16 protein-coding genes and 1 pseudogene are annotated in these 15,982 nt (G+C 71.3%); 9 read left to right on the forward strand and 8 right to left on the reverse strand.

All coding sequences use genetic code 11. The annotated features are described in order from the left end of the window. The 3 genes and pseudogenes from ADL05_RS32445 to ADL05_RS14670 all read left to right on the forward strand — a co-directional run. Positions 1-137: pseudogene (locus tag ADL05_RS32445) on the forward strand (ABC transporter ATP-binding protein); the annotation flags it as partial. A gap of 50 nt (positions 138-187) precedes the next feature. Beyond that, positions 188-655 (forward strand): redox-sensitive transcriptional activator SoxR, encoded by a 468-nt coding sequence (gene soxR / locus ADL05_RS14665; RefSeq protein ID WP_053617522.1) that lies wholly within the window; start codon positions 188-190, stop codon positions 653-655. A 357-nt stretch (positions 656-1,012) separates the two neighbouring features. Continuing rightward, on the forward strand, positions 1,013-1,999 hold the full coding sequence (locus ADL05_RS14670; protein ID WP_053617523.1) for a hypothetical protein: 987 nt from the start codon (positions 1,013-1,015) through the stop codon (positions 1,997-1,999). Positions 2,000-2,057: 58 nt separating this feature from the next. Here the strand turns inward: ADL05_RS14670 and rnhA are convergent, their stop codons facing one another. Then, entirely contained in the window at positions 2,058-2,531 is a 474-nt protein-coding gene (gene rnhA, locus ADL05_RS14675; protein WP_053617524.1) for a ribonuclease HI, read from the reverse strand. Between the two features lie 231 nt (positions 2,532-2,762). Between rnhA and ADL05_RS14680 the strand changes: the two genes are divergently transcribed. Continuing rightward, positions 2,763-3,131: a VOC family protein gene (locus ADL05_RS14680; protein WP_053617525.1), complete on the forward strand. Its 369-nt coding sequence runs from the start codon at positions 2,763-2,765 to the stop codon at positions 3,129-3,131. A 67-nt stretch (positions 3,132-3,198) separates the two neighbouring features. On the opposite strand, the gene def is transcribed toward ADL05_RS14680, so the two are convergent. Together def and ADL05_RS14690 are read right to left on the reverse strand one after the other, a co-directional pair. Next, a complete protein-coding gene (gene def / locus ADL05_RS14685; RefSeq protein ID WP_053617526.1) occupies positions 3,199-3,867 on the reverse strand; it encodes a peptide deformylase in 669 nt (222 codons plus the stop codon). Between the two features lie 108 nt (positions 3,868-3,975). Continuing rightward, the gene (locus ADL05_RS14690; protein ID WP_053617527.1) at positions 3,976-4,419 is read right to left on the reverse strand and encodes an SMI1/KNR4 family protein; all 444 of its coding nucleotides are present in this window, start codon (positions 4,417-4,419) and stop codon (positions 3,976-3,978) included. Positions 4,420-4,739: 320 nt separating this feature from the next. On the opposite strand from ADL05_RS14690, the gene ADL05_RS14695 reads away from it, so the two are divergent. Next, positions 4,740-6,035, forward strand: coding sequence for a sensor histidine kinase (locus ADL05_RS14695; RefSeq protein ID WP_053617528.1), 1,296 nt, complete (start codon positions 4,740-4,742; stop codon positions 6,033-6,035). Beyond that, positions 5,987-6,634, forward strand: coding sequence for a response regulator transcription factor (locus ADL05_RS14700; RefSeq protein ID WP_053617529.1), 648 nt, complete (start codon positions 5,987-5,989; stop codon positions 6,632-6,634). The genes ADL05_RS14695 and ADL05_RS14700 overlap by 49 nt, the downstream gene beginning before the upstream one ends. Before the next feature lie 59 nt (positions 6,635-6,693). On the opposite strand, the gene ADL05_RS14705 is transcribed toward ADL05_RS14700, so the two are convergent. The 5 genes from ADL05_RS14705 to ADL05_RS14725 form a co-directional block, all read right to left on the reverse strand. Next, positions 6,694-8,643, reverse strand: a complete 1,950-nt coding sequence (locus ADL05_RS14705) for an AMP-binding protein (RefSeq protein ID WP_053617530.1) — start codon at positions 8,641-8,643, stop codon at positions 6,694-6,696. Positions 8,644-8,784: 141 nt separating this feature from the next. Next, complete coding sequence (locus ADL05_RS14710; RefSeq protein ID WP_369800941.1) at positions 8,785-10,062, reverse strand: multidrug effflux MFS transporter; 1,278 nt, start codon at positions 10,060-10,062, stop codon at positions 8,785-8,787. Between the two features lie 157 nt (positions 10,063-10,219). After that, the gene (locus ADL05_RS14715; RefSeq protein ID WP_053617531.1) at positions 10,220-10,657 is read right to left on the reverse strand and encodes a DUF3037 domain-containing protein; all 438 of its coding nucleotides are present in this window, start codon (positions 10,655-10,657) and stop codon (positions 10,220-10,222) included. Then, a complete protein-coding gene (locus ADL05_RS14720; protein WP_197285805.1) occupies positions 10,654-11,409 on the reverse strand; it encodes a HipA family kinase in 756 nt (251 codons plus the stop codon). Before ADL05_RS14720 ends, ADL05_RS14715 begins: the two co-directional genes overlap by 4 nt. A gap of 520 nt (positions 11,410-11,929) precedes the next feature. Then, complete coding sequence (locus ADL05_RS14725) at positions 11,930-12,637, reverse strand: hypothetical protein (protein WP_053617533.1); 708 nt, start codon at positions 12,635-12,637, stop codon at positions 11,930-11,932. Between the two features lie 274 nt (positions 12,638-12,911). On the opposite strand from ADL05_RS14725, the gene ADL05_RS14730 reads away from it, so the two are divergent. The 3 genes from ADL05_RS14730 (at position 12,912) to ADL05_RS14740 (ending at position 15,978) form a co-directional block, all read left to right on the forward strand. After that, complete coding sequence (locus ADL05_RS14730) at positions 12,912-13,979, forward strand: MoxR family ATPase (RefSeq protein ID WP_053617534.1); 1,068 nt, start codon at positions 12,912-12,914, stop codon at positions 13,977-13,979. A 6-nt stretch (positions 13,980-13,985) separates the two neighbouring features. Further along, positions 13,986-14,954, forward strand: coding sequence for a DUF58 domain-containing protein (locus ADL05_RS14735; RefSeq protein ID WP_053617535.1), 969 nt, complete (start codon positions 13,986-13,988; stop codon positions 14,952-14,954). A 76-nt stretch (positions 14,955-15,030) separates the two neighbouring features. Further along, positions 15,031-15,978, forward strand: coding sequence for a VWA domain-containing protein (locus ADL05_RS14740; protein ID WP_053617536.1), 948 nt, complete (start codon positions 15,031-15,033; stop codon positions 15,976-15,978). The last annotated feature ends 4 nt before the right edge of the window (positions 15,979-15,982 follow it).

Here is a 15,982-nt window from a genome sequence, read left to right on the forward strand (position 1 = left end):
CCACCCACGCCCGCACCGCCGACCGCATCCTGCTCCTGGTCCAGGGCCGCGTCACCGAAACCGGCACCCACCGCCAACTCCTGCTACGCGGCGGCGCCTACGCACGCCTGTACGCCCTGCACCGCCACACCGGCTGAACACACATCCACCAGGGCAGCCCCCACGCCGCACGCCCTAGGATGAACACGTGTCACCCATCACCAAGGAACTCACCGTCGGCCAGGTCGCCGAACGCGCGGGCGTCGCCGTCTCCGCCCTGCACTTCTACGAACGCCAGGGCCTCATCCACAGCCGCCGCACCGCCGGCAACCAGCGCCGCTACCGCCGCGACACCCTGCGCCGCGTCTCCTTCATCCGCATCTCCCAGCGCGTGGGCCTGCCCCTGGCCCGCATCCGCCAGGCCCTGGACGCCCTGCCCGACAACCGCACCCCCACCCCCCGCGACTGGGCCCGCGTCTCCGAACAGTGGCGCGACGAACTCGACACCCGCATCGACCAGCTCATCCGCCTGCGCGACGACCTCACCGACTGCATCGGCTGCGGCTGCCTGTCCCTGGAGACCTGCACCCTGTCCAACCCCGACGACGAACTCGCCGCCGCCGGCACCGGACCCCGCCGCCTGATGGTCGACACCATCAAGGCCGAGGACCGCTAGGGCCTCTTCCGAGGACGCCGTCCCTCGCGAGCGGTGCATCCACTTGTGCCCTGGCAAGGCCGGAGAAGACGCCGGCCCGGCCGTCGACTGAAGAGAACGCGGCGACAGTGCCGCTGGAGCGCCGCGCAGCAGGGCGCGTGTCCGCCGAACACGCCCGAGGAGCATCCGCGGGCGTTCGGGTGGGCGCTCGCCCACCGGGCCGCCCCGACGATGCGCCGCTCCCCACACCCCGGCGCGGGGCCCTGGCCCGTCCGCGCCCCCGTACAGGAGCTCCCCCGCGCCGTCTCACTCCCCAGAGGGACCCCCGCCCCACCACGGAGGGAGGCCCACACCCCCGCACGGCGCCACACTCAGACCATGACCGCCACCCGCGCACCCGCCGACCCGGCCGCCGCCCACCCCCTGGCCACCGCCACCGCCGCCTGGGCCGCCCTCTACGGACTCCTGCGCCTGTACTGGACCCTCACCGACACCCGCCCCCGGCTACCGCCCGTCGGCGACGACCTCATCGCCTTCTCCGACTGGCCCATCATCGCCCTGGCCGCCACCACCCTGGCCCTGACCGCCGCACTGACCCGACCCACACCGCCCCTGCCCGCCCGCGCCCTGATCGCCGCCGCCTGGACCACCGCCGCCCTCATCACCGCCAGCGCCGTCCTGCTCCTGCTCGACGTCGTCGCCCTGCTCCTGCTCAACACCTCCGGCGTCCCCCTCTCCCCCGCCCCCATGGCCACCCGCCTGGGAGCCCTGGCCCTGGCCCTGGCCCTCGCCCACACCCCCCCCGGCGCCCACCGCCGCTGGATCGCCGACTGCCCCCGCTGCGGCCGCTCCGCCCGCACCCGCCCCGCCCCCCCGGCCACACCCGCCTGGGCCCACGCCGCCGCCTACACCGCCATCGCCGGCTGCCTCACCCGGATCCTGGTCCAGCTCCCCTTCGGCGAGCACAGCCCCATGACCCCCACCGACCCCCTCCAAGCGGCCATCGCCACCACCGGACTGCTCCTCCTCTTCGGCTCGGCCGGCGTCCTGCTCCCCCTGGCCCTGGTCCACCCCTTCGGACGCACCTGGCCCCGCTGGGTCCCCCGCCTGGCCACCCGACCCGTCCCGCGCCCACTCGTCCTGGGCCCCGCCCTCTTCGCCACCCTGGGCATGAACACCTACTTCGGCATGAACCTCACAGGGCTGCTCCTGCGGGGCCCCGACTCCTACGGCGGCCACTTCCCCGACTGGTTCTGGTGGGCCTCCATCGGCTCCTACGTCGTCTGGGGACTGGGCCTGGCCGCCGCCACCCTCTTCTACGCCCGGCGCACCCGCCCGGCCTGCGACCACTGCCACCGGCACTGACCCCGCACACACCAGTGGCGGCGGCCCCCGGCCACCGCCACCCCCGCCCCGGACCCGCTCAGAGCCCGGCGGCCTCGTCCCTGCCCCGCCGCGCCAGCTCGTCCGCGCGCTCGTTGCCCTCATCACCGCTGTGCCCGCGCACCCAGCGCCACTCCACGTCATAGCGCGCCGACACCTCGTCCAGGCGCTGCCACAGGTCCACGTTCTTGACCGGCTTCCTGTCGGCCGTACGCCACCCGCGCCGCTTCCAGTTCGCCACCCACGACGTGATGCCGTTGCGCACATAGGAGGAGTCGGTGTGCACCAGCACCGGCAGCGGCCGCTTCAGGCTCTCCAACGCCTGGATGGCCGCCATCAGCTCCATCCGGTTGTTGGTCGTCTGCGCCTCGCCCCCGTACATCTCCCGCTCGTGGTCACCGTAGCGAAGCCACACACCCCACCCTCCCGGGCCGGGGTTGCCGCTGCACGCCCCATCGGTGTAGATGACCACCTTCTGCGTCGGCTGCCCGCCGACCTCGTCCCCGTTGTGCATGCGCCGAAATCTACCGCCCCGCGCCCCGCCGCGGCACACCACCCCGCCCCCGACAGAGCCGAAAACCAGACCAATCCACCATATTGGTCGGCCACACAGCCCATATTGGCCCCACACCACCCGCCACCAACCCCAATCCCCACCCCGCCACCGGCCACAAAACCGCTTGCCGCCACCCAGACCCGCCCACCACAATGGCCCGGCACACCCGCACATCCGCGAAAGGACCACGTGCACCTCCACGCCATCACCATCGACTGCGCCGACGCCCACACCCTGGCCACCTTCTGGTCCCAGGCCCTGGGCCACCCCCTGGACCCCGACGACAAACCCGGCGACCCCGAAGCCCTCATCCGCCTCCCCCAGGGCCCGCCCCTGCTCTTCCTGGCCGTCCCCGAACCCAAGACCACCAAGAACCGCCTGCACCTGGACCTGTGCGCCGACCCCGGCACCACCCGCGAGGCCGAGGTCGCCCGCCTGCAACAGCTCGGCGCCACCCTGGTCGAGGACCGCCGCAACCCCGACGGCACCGGATGGGCCGTCCTGCACGACCCCGAGGGCCACGAGTTCTGCGTCGTGCGCGGCGACCACGAACGCTGACACACCACACAGGGGGTGCCCCGGCCACCGCCGGGACACCCCCTGACACACCCTCCGCGCCCGGGGCTCAGCCCCCGAACTCGCGCACCAGCTCCGCCGTGCGCTCCTCGCGCCGATCGAACACGCTGTCGGCCATCTCGCTCATCTTCTTCAGCACCCGCTTGCGCTCACGCGCCGAGAGCCGGTCGATGTAGAGCCGCCCCAGCGTGTGATCGGTCTCGTGCTGCAGGCACCGCGCGAAGTAGCCCTGCCCCGACAGCACCACCTCGGCCCCCTCCCGGTCCACACCGCGCACCGTCGCCCGCTCCAACCGCCCCAGGTCCGCGTGCGGCCCCGGCACCGACAGGCACCCCTCCGACTCCACCACCAGCACGTCCTCGGCGCCGCGCTCCTCCAGCACCGGGTTGACCACGTGCCCCACGTGGCGCACACCCTCATCGTCGGGGCAGTCGTAGACGAAGACCCGCAGGTCCACACCCACCTGGTTGGCCGCCAGCCCCACGCCCTCGGCCGCGTACATCGTCACGAACATGTCGTCGATCAGCCGCGCCAGCTCCCCGCCGCCCAGCATCTCCCGCGGCACGTCGGCGCAGCGCCGGTGCAGCACCTCCTCGCCCGTCACCGTGATCCGCCGGACCCGGCCGCGGGCGGCCTCGGGCGCCAGCTCCGGGTACTCCGCCACCTCCCGGCCCTGGACGACGGCGGCTACCTGGGCAGGCGTGGACTGCTCCGACATGGTTCTACTCTCACAACGTGCTCGGGGAGACGACAGGCGGCCCAACACGCCGCCAACACCCCGAAAAATAGCACGAAACGGCAGGTCACCCCCGCGCCCGCGGGACCCTCACCGAAACCACGCGTTGCCCTGGATGAAGCACCTGGCCAGGTAGTCGCGCAGCGACACCACCACCAGGCGGCGGCGGTCGCTCTCGTGGTCCCACACCACGATCCCCGGGCCGTAGTCGGTGTGCACGTAGGCGAACTGCGGACCCATGTCCGAGTCGCCGAAGAAGATCATCTCGTCGAAGGGCGCGTACAGCTCCAGGTAGTCCGGCTCCCGCCGCATGGCCAGGTTGTCCTCCACCAGGCGCCGCGCACTCCACACCACCGCGTCCCCGTACTCGTTGGACACACCGTCGGTCTCCCTCAGCAGCGACGCCAACTCGAAGGGCAGGGGCAGCATCAGGTGCTTCTCCACCTCGGCCAGGGTCACCTCATCGGCCGGATCGTTCAGATCGGCCTCGGGATACATCTGCAGGATCAGTTCACGCCACACACTCCCGATCATCACAGGTCGTGGCAACCCACGGGAAATCGACGTCGGCGAGTTGCGCCAAAAACCCGCCAATCCGGCCCTCTCACCCCCACAAACCTCCCATCAGGGCCATACCGCCCGCCCCGGACCAGCCACCGACCCCCGCCCCCACCACGCCCGAAAAGCCCAAAAACGCCCACAACACCACCCTGCGTGACAACACCACCACACAACCGATGGAATAGACCCACCACCACCCACAAAAAAGGGCCCCACCACCACCGCGCCCACACACCACCACGCGACAGAATGGAACCATCACCACACACCAGCAGGAACGGACCGCACCACACATGGCCAACGCCCCACACCACCGAGCAGGCCCACACCACACCGGCCCGCTCACCACCCTGGCCTACCTCGTCCTGCTCATCTCCCAGAACATCGCCACCCTCCTCCTACTCCCCCTCGTCATCGCCTCCGCCGTCCTCACCCTCATCTGGATCGGCCTCCCCTTCATCATCCTCACCGCCACCCTCCTACGCACCCTCGCCGACACCCAACGCCGCACCCTCGGCCACATCCTCCACCAAGGCCGCATCCCCTCCGTCTACCGCCCCGTACCCCCCACCGGCCTCGTCCCCCGCGCCGGCGCCATCATCACCGACCCCGCCACCTGGAAAGACCTCCTCTGGCTCGTCTCCACACCAGCCAGCGTCTCCCTCATCCTCATCCCCGCCGCCTTCCTCGCCCACGGCACCCTCCACCTCCTCTTCACCCTCAACACCCTCCTCCACCTCATCCCCGCCTTCCCCCTCTACGGCTTCTACACCCCCACCAACCTCCCCCAAACCCTCCTGCCCCTCCTCACCGGCGCCATCCTGCTCTACCTCGCCTACATCACCACCCCCCGCGCCATCACCCTCTACATCCGCTTCAACCGCCTCCTCCTCTCCCCCACCGAAAAAGCCCGACTCACCGCCCGCGTCGCCCACCTCGCCACCAGCCGCGCCAACACCATCGACACCCAGGCCGCCGAGATCCGCCGCATCGAACGCGACCTCCACGACGGCGCCCAAGCCCGCCTCGTCGCCCTCGGCATGAACCTCGGCATGGCCGAGAACATCGTCGAAACCGACCCCGAAACAGCCCGCACCATGCTCGCCGAAGCCCGCGAGACCACCCGCCACGCCCTCATCGAACTCCGCGACCTCGTCCGCGGCATCCACCCACCCGTCCTCGTCGAACGCGGACTCCACGGCGCCGTCCACGCCCTCGCCCTCACCCACCACCTCCCCATCAGCGTCACCATCGACCTCGACGGCCGCCCCGCCGACCCCGTCGAATCCGCCGCCTACTTCGCCATCGCCGAGCTCCTCACCAACACCGTCAAACACTCCAGCGCCACCCACGCCTGGATCCACATCAACCACGGCCGCAACCGCCTCGTCATCACCATCACCGACAACGGCACCGGCGGAGCCGATGCCACCCCCGGCAGCGGCCTCTCCGGCATCCGTCGCCGCCTCGACGCATTCGATGGCACGATGAGCGTCACCAGCCCCCCGGGCGGCCCCACCATCGTGACCCTGGAGATCCCGTGCGCGTTGTCATCGCCGAAGACCTTGCCCTCCTCCGCGACGGTCTGATCCGACTCCTCGAAGCGCACGACTTCACCGTCGTCGCCGCCGTCGACAACGGACCCGACCTCCAAGCCGCCCTCACCGAACACAAACCCGACGTCGCCGTCGTCGACGTCCGCCTACCCCCCACCTTCACCGACGAAGGCCTCCAAGCCGCCCTCGGAGCCCGCGCCCAGGTCCCCGGCCTGCCCATCCTCGTACTGTCCCAACACGTCGAACAGCTCTACGCGCGCGAACTCCTCTCCGACGACACCGGCGCCGTCGGCTACCTCCTCAAGGACCGCGTCCTCGACATCGGCCAGTTCATCGAAGCCGTCCGCCGCGTCGCCGACGGCGGAACCGCCATGGACCCTGCCGTCATCTCCCAACTCCTCGCCCGCCAGGACCAGAGCGGCCCCCTCGCCCAACTCACCCCCCGCGAACGCGAAGTCCTCGCCGAAATGGCCGAAGGCCGCTCCAACTCCGCCATCGCCGGACGCCTCTACATCACCGAAAAGGCCGTCAGCAAACACATCAACAACATCTTCACCAAACTCGACCTGCCGCCCTCCTCCGACGACAGCCGCCGCGTCCTCGCCGTCCTGGCCTACCTCAACGGCCAGTAGACCCCGCACACGACGAAGCCGCGGCCCCCACCCACCGGGACCGCGGCACACCACACCCGCTACGACTCGCGACGCACGCGGTACAACCCGTCGATCTCCTCCGCGAACGCCCGCAACACCGCCTCACGCCGCAACTCACCCGACGGCTGCACCAGCCCCGACTGCGACGTGAACTCCTCCGCCAACACATGGAACGACCGCACCGCCAGATGCCGCGGCACCGAACGGTTCGCCTCGTACACCAACCCCTGCACCTCACGCAACAGATCACGGTCCCCCGCGATCTCCTCCGGCGCCATCGACAACGGCCGCCCGTTCACCAACCGCCAGTACTCCAACTGGTCACGCACCAACGTCACCAGCGCACTCGCGAACGGCCGCCCCTCCACGATCACCAACACCTGGCTGATCAGCGGATGCGCCCGCAACCGGGCCTCGAACTCCGCCACCAGCTCCGCGTCCGAGCGCTCACCCGGCTCCTCCACCACCGGCTCCGGCGACCACGACTCCACCGCCACACGCTCCTGCGCCGGCCCCACCGCCACACCCGGCTCCGCACGCTCCACCACGGCACCCGCCGCCGAACGCGCCGCGAACCGGCCCGGCACCTCGGCCATCGCCGCCTGCGCACGCAACCGGCCACGCAGACTCACAAAACCCGCGTCGTCGACCTCCACGGCCACACCCGTGGCCAACCACCCATCGCGGAACGCGCTCCGCGAGCCCTCCACATCCCCCCAGTAACCCGAGAACACCCCGCCACCACGCACATAGGCCTCACCCTCCGGCGAAACCCACAGCTCACGATCGTCCAACAGACGACCCACCGTCCCCGACACACGGTCCCCCACCGCGTTCGCCGAGAACGCACCCGCCGTCTCCGGCGTACCGAACACCTGCATCACCGGCACACCCACACCGCCGAAGAACGCGTCCAACTCGTGCGACAGCCCGCCGCCCCAGCACACACCCAGATGCACCCGGTTGCCGAACAGCTCCCGCACCCGCACGAACGACCAGCCGTACATCGACCGCGACAGCCGCCGCCACGCACCCTTCTTCGGCGACTGGTCGAAGTCCACCGCCGCCGCCACCGACGCGTTGAACGTCGCCAGCGAATCCCACCCCGTCGACTGCGCCCGCTCACGCTCCACGGCGAACACCGACTCCAACTGCGCCGCCGAACACACCAGCACCGTCGGCCGGAACGAGGACACACCCGCCATCAGCGTCCCCGGCGCCGTCAACCCCACACGCACCCGGCCCACCACACACGCCAGCAACGACGCCAACCCCTGGACCTGCGTCAACGGCAGATCCAACAGCGCACTCGCCCGCCCCGGATCCAACTCCGACAACCGCGGCCACATCCGGTCCACCAACGACGCCGCCGCCGTCAACAGCGCACCGTGCGAGAGCACCACACCCCGCGTCTCCCGCGAAACCGTACTCAGCGGGTACAACACCACCGCCGCGTCCTCGGGCCGCGTCTCATCACGCCGGAACCGCACCGACGTCGCGTCCATGTACGCACCCAGCGACACCACACCCGGCAGATCCGGCTCCAACCGCCACACACGCCCCAGGTCCGGCAGCTCCCGCTGCAGACCCGTCACCGTGCCCAACAGCCGCTCACCCTCCACCAGAGCAGCCGCGGGACGCGTCTGACGCACCACGTGCACCACACGCTCCGCCGAAGCCGACGGCTCCAACGGCACCACCACACCGCGCACCGACCACACCGCGAACGCGACCCGCACCCACTCCTGGTGCGAACCGGACACCACCAGCACCCGGTCGCCCTCACCCACACCGGCAGCGATCAGCCCCTTGGCCACCGACGTCACGTCCGTGGCGAACTCACCCGCCGTCCGACGCCGCCAACCATCGCCCACCGGCACCGAGAACAGTTCGGCATGCGCGTCACCGGACGCCCCCTCGTACACCAGGTCGCCCAGCCCGGACATCGCCCGAGCCCGCACACCGGGGGTGACACCAGCCTCGCCCATACCCACTCATCCTCTGCCACATCAGAAGGCGGACCAGGCACAGACCGGAGCCGCCTCAATCGGGGAATAGAGCCCTACTGTGCCCACAATCCCCTGTTCAGGCAACCCGACGCAGTCAGGAGGAAACAAGGCATCGTGTGGTTATCGGACCTTCGACCGAACCGTCCACACGAACGCCACCACCGACAGAACCGACGCACCGGCCATCACCGCGGCCATGCTCACCAACGACGCCTCACCCGACGGCGTCATCCCCGCCAGAGCGGCCACACCACCGCCCAGCGTGAACTGCATCGCCCCCATCAGAGCCGACGCCGTCCCCGCCACGGCCACCGGCTGACCGTCCAGCGCCGTCACCGTCGAGTTGGGGAAGATGAACCCGACGCTGAACATCATCAGCGCCAACAGCCCCACCGTCACCCACAACGTCGCCACACCGGTCAACGCCAGCACCAGCAGGGTCACCACCGCCACCAGCGCCAGCGCCAGACCCAGCCCCAGACGCCGCAGCGTGTCCACCCGGCCCACCAGCAGACCGTTCGTCTGCGTCCCCGCCATCATGCCCAGCGAGTTGATCGCGAACAGCCACGCGTACGTCTGCGGGGAGGCACCGAACTCGTGCTGCGAGACGAACGAGAACGCCGACACGTATGTGAACAGCATCCCGAAACTCAGACCCAGCGTCAGGACCGGCCCCATGAACCGGGCCTGACGCACCAGCCCGCCCACGGTCCCGGCCAACAGCCGCGGACCCTGCGCACGCCGCTCCTGCGGCGGAAGGCTCTCCGGCAGCCACACCAACACCAGCACGAAGCTGATCGCCGCCATCGCCGCCAGCACCCAGAAACTCACCTGCCACGGACCCACCAGCAGCAACTGCGCACCCGCCAGCGGCGCCAACAGCGGCGCCAACATCATCACCAGGGCCAGACGCGAGAAGAACCGCACCGCGTCGTCACCCTTGAACAGATCGCGCACGACCGCCCGGCCGATCACCGCACCCGCCGCACCGGCCATGCCCTGCACGAAACGCAACGCGATGAACACGGTCACGTTCGGCACGAACACGCACAGCACCGACGTCACGGTGAACACCGCGACACCGACCAACAGCGGAGTACGCCGCCCGAAGGCGTCGCTCATCGGTCCGATCACCAGCTGGCCCACGGCCAGACCGAGCATCATCGCGGTCAGCGTCAGCCCCACCTGGGCCTCGCTCGTCCCCAACTCCTCGGTGATCTGGGGGAACGCCGGGAGGTACATGTCGGTCGCCAACGGCCCGGTGGCCGTCAGCACTCCCAACACCATCACCAGTAGCGCGACGGACCGCCGCGTCGGCGTCCACGCGGGGGGCGCGGCGGCGCCGGGGGCGGAACCGGTGCCGGCGGGCGTGGCGGGGGGCGACTTCGGGGACTGCACAGGCACTCCAGAGGGAAACGTCTACGGAAGCCGGCCTGGGAGCGTGCCCACCGGCGGGGACCACTCCCATACCAACACTCCGAGGGGGACGATCGCCTCCCCTTTATCCCCCGCAATACCTGTGATGTCCGTTACGCGAGGCCCGGAGCGGGCCGGATCAGCGGACCAGCCGGTCCAGCAGGCGCTCCACCTCGACCCGCGGATCCTCCGTCAGTCCGCCGTGGATCGGACCGGGCTGCACGATCGTGCTGCGCGGCGCGGTCAGCCAGCGGAAGCGCTGACCCGGCCGTTCACGACCGGCCGCACCCGCCTCAGCACCGCCCCGGCACAGCGACTCCACCGCGGCCAGCGCCCGCCGCACGCCCTCGACGTCCGCTTCGGGGTCCACCGCGAGCAGCCGCCGCTCGTCCAGGGCCGACCGGGCGGCCAGGAAGGCGCGCTCCTGGCAGTACACGATCACCCCGGCGTTGACGCACTCGCCGCGCTCCAGACGCGGGACGACGCGAAGCAGGGCGTACTCGAACACCGCGCGGTCGCGTTCCTCACCGACCCGTCCGGTGGTCACCGCGTCGCTGTACCGCTCGACCCCGCTCACGCGACCACCTCCGGCAGCCAGGAGCGGTCCGCCGCCCGCGTGAGCAGGTGCCGCTTGTACGCCTCGCGGACCGCGTCGGGCCCGTCGAACCCGGGCTCGTCGGCCAGCCACACGTCGGGGACCAGGGCCAGGACGTCGGTGAGCAGCCGCTCGTCGACCAGGGGCGCCATCCGTGCGTCCGCGGCGGCCAGGTCGGGAGCGCACCCGGCCATCACGTGGTCGGAGGCGTCGTAGGGGCGCAGGGCGAAGCGGTCGGCCCCCGCCCAGTTGTGGTGGAAGATCAGCGTCGCCCCGTGGTCGATGAGGTAGGGCTCCCCGTGCCAGAGAAGCATGTTGGGGTTGCGCCAGGAACGGTCGACGTTGCCGATGAGGGCGTCGAACCACAGCACGCGGCCGGCGAAGAGGGGGTCCACGTCGTAGGCCAGCGGGTCGAAGGCCAGCGAACCCGGGAGGAAGTCCATGCCCAGGTTCAGTCCGCCGCTGGCCTTGATGAGTTCCTGCACCTCCGGGTCCGGCTCGCTGCGGCCGATCACCGGGTCCAGTTCCACCCGCGCCAACTCGGGCACCGGCAGCCCGAGGGCCCGGCCGAGTTCGCCCGCGACGACCTCGGCGACGAGGGTCTTGCGGCCCTGCCCGGCCCCGACGAACTTGACGACGTACATGCCCAGGTCGTCGGCCTCGACCAACCCGGGAAGCGATCCGCCCTCGCGCAACGGCAGCACGTACCGCGTCACGCTCACCTTTTTCAGCACCACGCCAGCATAGGCACCCCGCGACACGGTCGAGCCGAACCGCTGAGCCGAACGGACAGGCACGCACGCCACGGCCCCCCGCGATCACCGGGACCGGCCGCCGGACGTGCGCTTGTCGGACGCTGAACACGTTCTAGGTACCACCCACGACCGGAGACGACACGCCCGAATCCGCATGCGGGAAAGGTAAGAGAGGCGGGCGGCGTAGCCGCGCGATCTAGTTGTTGAAGTTGCTTCTACAGAAGCAGCGCGCCACCTTTACGACGTAGATTTTTAAAGCGGATGACGCGAGGGAAGACACCTCCGGAAGGATCCCGTCCGCCCCACCGCCCGGCCTCGCCCCGCGCTCGTCCCCTGGGAGGCCGCCCGCGACGCAGGCCCCCGACGACTCCCCCCGCCCGCCCCGACGGACACCTGCCCGGGACACGGTCCTGTCCCCCGGCGTGCGCGGGTCGACCCGCGCACGCGCCCCCGCACCACGCACTCCGCCGTCAGCGCGCTCCGGGTCGCCGCGACTCCGCTACAGGTTGTCCTCCGGCGGGCCGCCCCAGCCGTCCTCACCGTCGGACGGCCCCACCGAGGGCACCGGCGTCGGCTCCGCGGGCTCGCCCTCGCCCTCCTCGGCCGGTTCCGACTCCTCCCCCGAGGGCTCGGTCTGCTCCATCTCCGGCTGGGTCACGGGGATCTCCGGCGGCGGGAACTGCAGCATCCACAGGTACAGGACCGTGACCAGCAGCAGGAGCACCAGCAGGACGGCGCCCAGGCCGCCGATCAGCCACCAGTTCCCCTCCCCCGCCGCGACCGCGCTGTCGCGGCGGCCGGCCCAGGGGGCCCACCGCACCGCGGCGCCGCCCCGGTGCCCCGCCCAGTGCGGCAGCACCACCGGGCCGCGCGCCGCGACCCGGCCGGACCGGGCGGCACGCTCCAGCAGGGACCCGGCGCCGACACCGTCCTCGGCCAGGGGCACCGCCGCCCACAGCGCGCCCCGGCCCCGGGTACGGGCCGCGACCACGCCGTCCTCGGCGCGGACCGCCTCGGTGAACTGTGCCCTGGCCTGGTCGTCGACGCCCGCGCCGGAGTCCAGGACCGCGATGCTCACCCGCTCGCCGGAGGAGTCGCGGCCGACGTAGACCACCCCGAGCGCGGAGGAGCCCATCCGGCCCTCCAGACGGAACCGTCCGAGTTGGCGTGGATCACCCTCGTTCAGCCCCAACGCGCGAACCGCCACGTCAAGCCCCTCTCACCGTCGCCGCCCCGTCCCACGGGCGCGTCATCTCCCCGTCCGTGGGGAACGAAGCGGGTAGTGTCGCCACAGGCGGGTGATCACCACCATATTCGGCGTCACCGATGCAGAACGTCCGACGCGGCCGCGCGCGAGCGCGGTGGACGCGCCGCACGAACCATGAGCGCGGAGGCGGCCCCCAGGGCCCGTCGCCACGACCACCACCCGGAAGGAGGAGGGCGCTCCCACTCTGGCCCGCAGGGAACGCGCCCGAGAATCCATGGCAGAAACCTCACCCGGACACGGTGCCGCCCCCTCACCGGCGTCGGAGAGCACCCCGGGCGAGCCGACCCGGCTGCTGCGTGCCGCACTGCACGAGGTGTCGACGGTCATCGTCGGCCAGGAGCGGATGGTGGAGCGCTCCCTCATCGCCCTGGTCGCCCAGGGGCACTGCCTCATCGAGGGCGTGCCCGGCATCGCCAAGACCCTGGCCGTGTCCACGCTGGCCAAGGTGACCGGCGGCTCCTTCGCCCGGATCCAGTTCACGCCGGACCTGGTGCCCTCCGACATCGTCGGTACGCGCATCTACCACCCCTCCACGGAGAAGTTCGACGTCGAGCTGGGGCCGGTCTTCGCCAACTTCGTGCTCGCCGACGAGATCAACCGGGCTCCGGCCAAGGTGCAGTCGGCCCTGCTGGAGGTCATGGCCGAGGGGCAGGTGTCCATCGGCGGCACCACTCATCCCCTTCCCTCCCCGTTCATCGTCATCGCCACACAGAACCCGGTGGAGTCCGAGGGCGTCTACCCGCTCCCCGAGGCGCAGCGCGACCGCTTCCTGATGAAGGTCAACGTGGGCCACCCGCGCGCGCACGAGGAGATGGAGATCCTGCGGCGGATGAGCGGCACGCCGCCCACCGCGCACCAGGTGCTGGACCCGGTCACGCTCAGCGAGCTGCAGTCCGACGCCGAGCGGGTGCACGTCCACCAGCTGATCGCCGACTACATCGTGCGCCTGGTCATGGCGACCCGGGAGCCGGAGAACCACCAGATGTCGGACCTGCGCCAGGTGCTGGAGGTGGGCGCCAGCCCGCGGGCCACCCTGGGCCTGGTGGCGTCGGCGCGCGCCCTGGCGCTGCTGCGCGGGCGCGACTACGTCCTGCCCGACGACGTGCGCGTCCTGGCGCACGACATCATCGCGCACCGGCTCGTGCTGACCTTCGACGCGCTGGCGGACGGGATCAGCGCCGAACAGGTGGTCGACCGCATCCTGGCGACCGTGCCGGCGCCGCGGGTGATCTGGGACGAACCGCCCAGCGGGGAGTCGGCCTCCTTCGCGTCGGCGAGGTAGTCCCCCGTGAACATGCCCGCGATCGGGACCGATCCACGCCTGCGCGCCGCCCTGCGCCGCCTGGACCTGCGCATCGTGCACCGCCTGGACGGGCTGCTGCACGGCGAGCACCTCGGGTTGCGGCTCGGTCCGGGCTCGGAGGCGGCCGAGGCGCGCCTGTACCAGCCGGGTGAGGATGACGTGCGGCTGATGGACTGGGCGGTGACCGCGCGGACCGACACCCCGCACGTGCGCGACCTGGTGGCCGACCGCGAACTGGAGAGCTGGACGCTGTTGGACATGTCCCCGAGCATGGACTTCGGGACGGGGGAGCGCTCCAAGCACGATGTGGCCGTCGGCGCGATGGTGGCGGCCAACCTGCTGACGCAGCGGGTGGGCGACCGGTTCGGCGCGCACTTCCTGCACCGGGGGAACATCCGGCGGTGGCCCGCCCGGTCGGGCAAGGAGGCCCTGCTGGCGCTGCTGGCCACGATCGCGGCCGCGCCGACGGGTGACGAGCGCGAGCCCTCCCCGCACCGGGCGACCCTGGCCGACGCGATCGAGGACCTGGTCCGCACGCGTCGGCGGCGGGGGCTGCGGGTGGTGGTCTCGGACTTCCTGGACACGCCGGCCTTCGGCGGGGAGGTCCTGTGGGAGCGGCCGCTGCGCCAGTTGGCCCAGCGCCACCAGGTCCTGGTGGTGGAGGTGGTCGACCCCCGGGAGCTGGACGTGCCCGACGTCGGCGACGTGGCCCTGCGCGACCCGAGGTCGGGGCGCGTCAAGGACGTCCGGCTGACCCGGTCCGTCCGCGAGCGCTACCGGCGGGCCGCGGCGGCCCAGCGGGAGGCGGTGCGCGATGCTCTGCGCCGTTGCGGGGTACACCACCTGATATTGCGGACAGACCGTGACTGGGTGGTAGATATCGCCAGATTCGTGATCCATCAGCGGCGCACGGCCCACCACCTGGCGCGGCACACACCGGGAGTGCCCCGGTGAGCCGCGACGGACACACGCGGGCACGACGACGGAGCGGGAGCGGCCCGCAGGGAGCCGACGCACGGGGGACGAACCGATGACCTTTCTGGAACCCACGCGGCTGTGGTGGCTGCTGCTCCTGATCGTGCTGGTCGTGGCGTACGTGTTCGCCCAGCGCCAGCGCCGCGAGTACACGGTGCGCTTCACCAACCTGGAGCTGCTGGACCAGGTGGCCCCGCACCGCCCCGACCTGCGGCGCCATGTCCCGGCCGCGCTGTTCACCCTCACCCTGGGGATCCTCATCACGGCCATGGCGGTGCCCGCCATGCCGGTGGAGGCGCCCCGGGAGCGGGCGACGATCATCGTGGCGGTGGACGTGTCGCTGTCGATGGCCGCGACCGACATCGAGCCCGACCGGCTGGAGGCCGCCAAGGAGTCGGCGCAGGGGTTCGTGGACACGCTGCCGGACCGGTTCAACGTGGGGCTGGTGGCGTTCTCCTCGACGGCCACGGTGGTGTCCTCGCCCACGCAGGACCACCAGGCGGTCATCGGGTCGATCGAGAACCTGCGGCTGGGGCCGGGGACCGCCATCGGCGAGGGCGTGTTCGCGTCGCTGGAGGCGATCCGGACCTTCGACGAGGACTCCGAGGAGGATCCGCCGCCCTCGGCGATCGTGCTGCTCTCGGACGGGGAGAACACCAGCGGGCGCGAGATCTCCCAGGCCGCCTCGGCGGCGGGCGAGGAGGAGGTGCCGGTGTCGACGATCGCGTTCGGCAGCGGCGCGGCGATGATCGAGATCGACGGCTACCAGGTGCCCGCCGACATCGACAAGGACGCGCTGCGCGGCCTGGCGCAGGACACCGAGGGGCACTTCTACGAGGCGGAGAACGAGACGGAGCTCACCGAGGTCTACGAGGACATCGGGTCGTCCCTGGGGACGGAGTTCGTCCACGAGGAAATCGTCACACGCTTCGTCCTGGTGGCCATCGTGCTGTCCATGGCCACGGCGGTGACCTCACTCCTGTGGTTCCAGCGGCTTCCGTGACGTC

This window comes from Nocardiopsis sp. NRRL B-16309 (genome assembly GCF_001279585.1).
Taxonomy (GTDB): Bacteria; Actinomycetota; Actinomycetes; order Streptosporangiales; family Streptosporangiaceae; genus Nocardiopsis.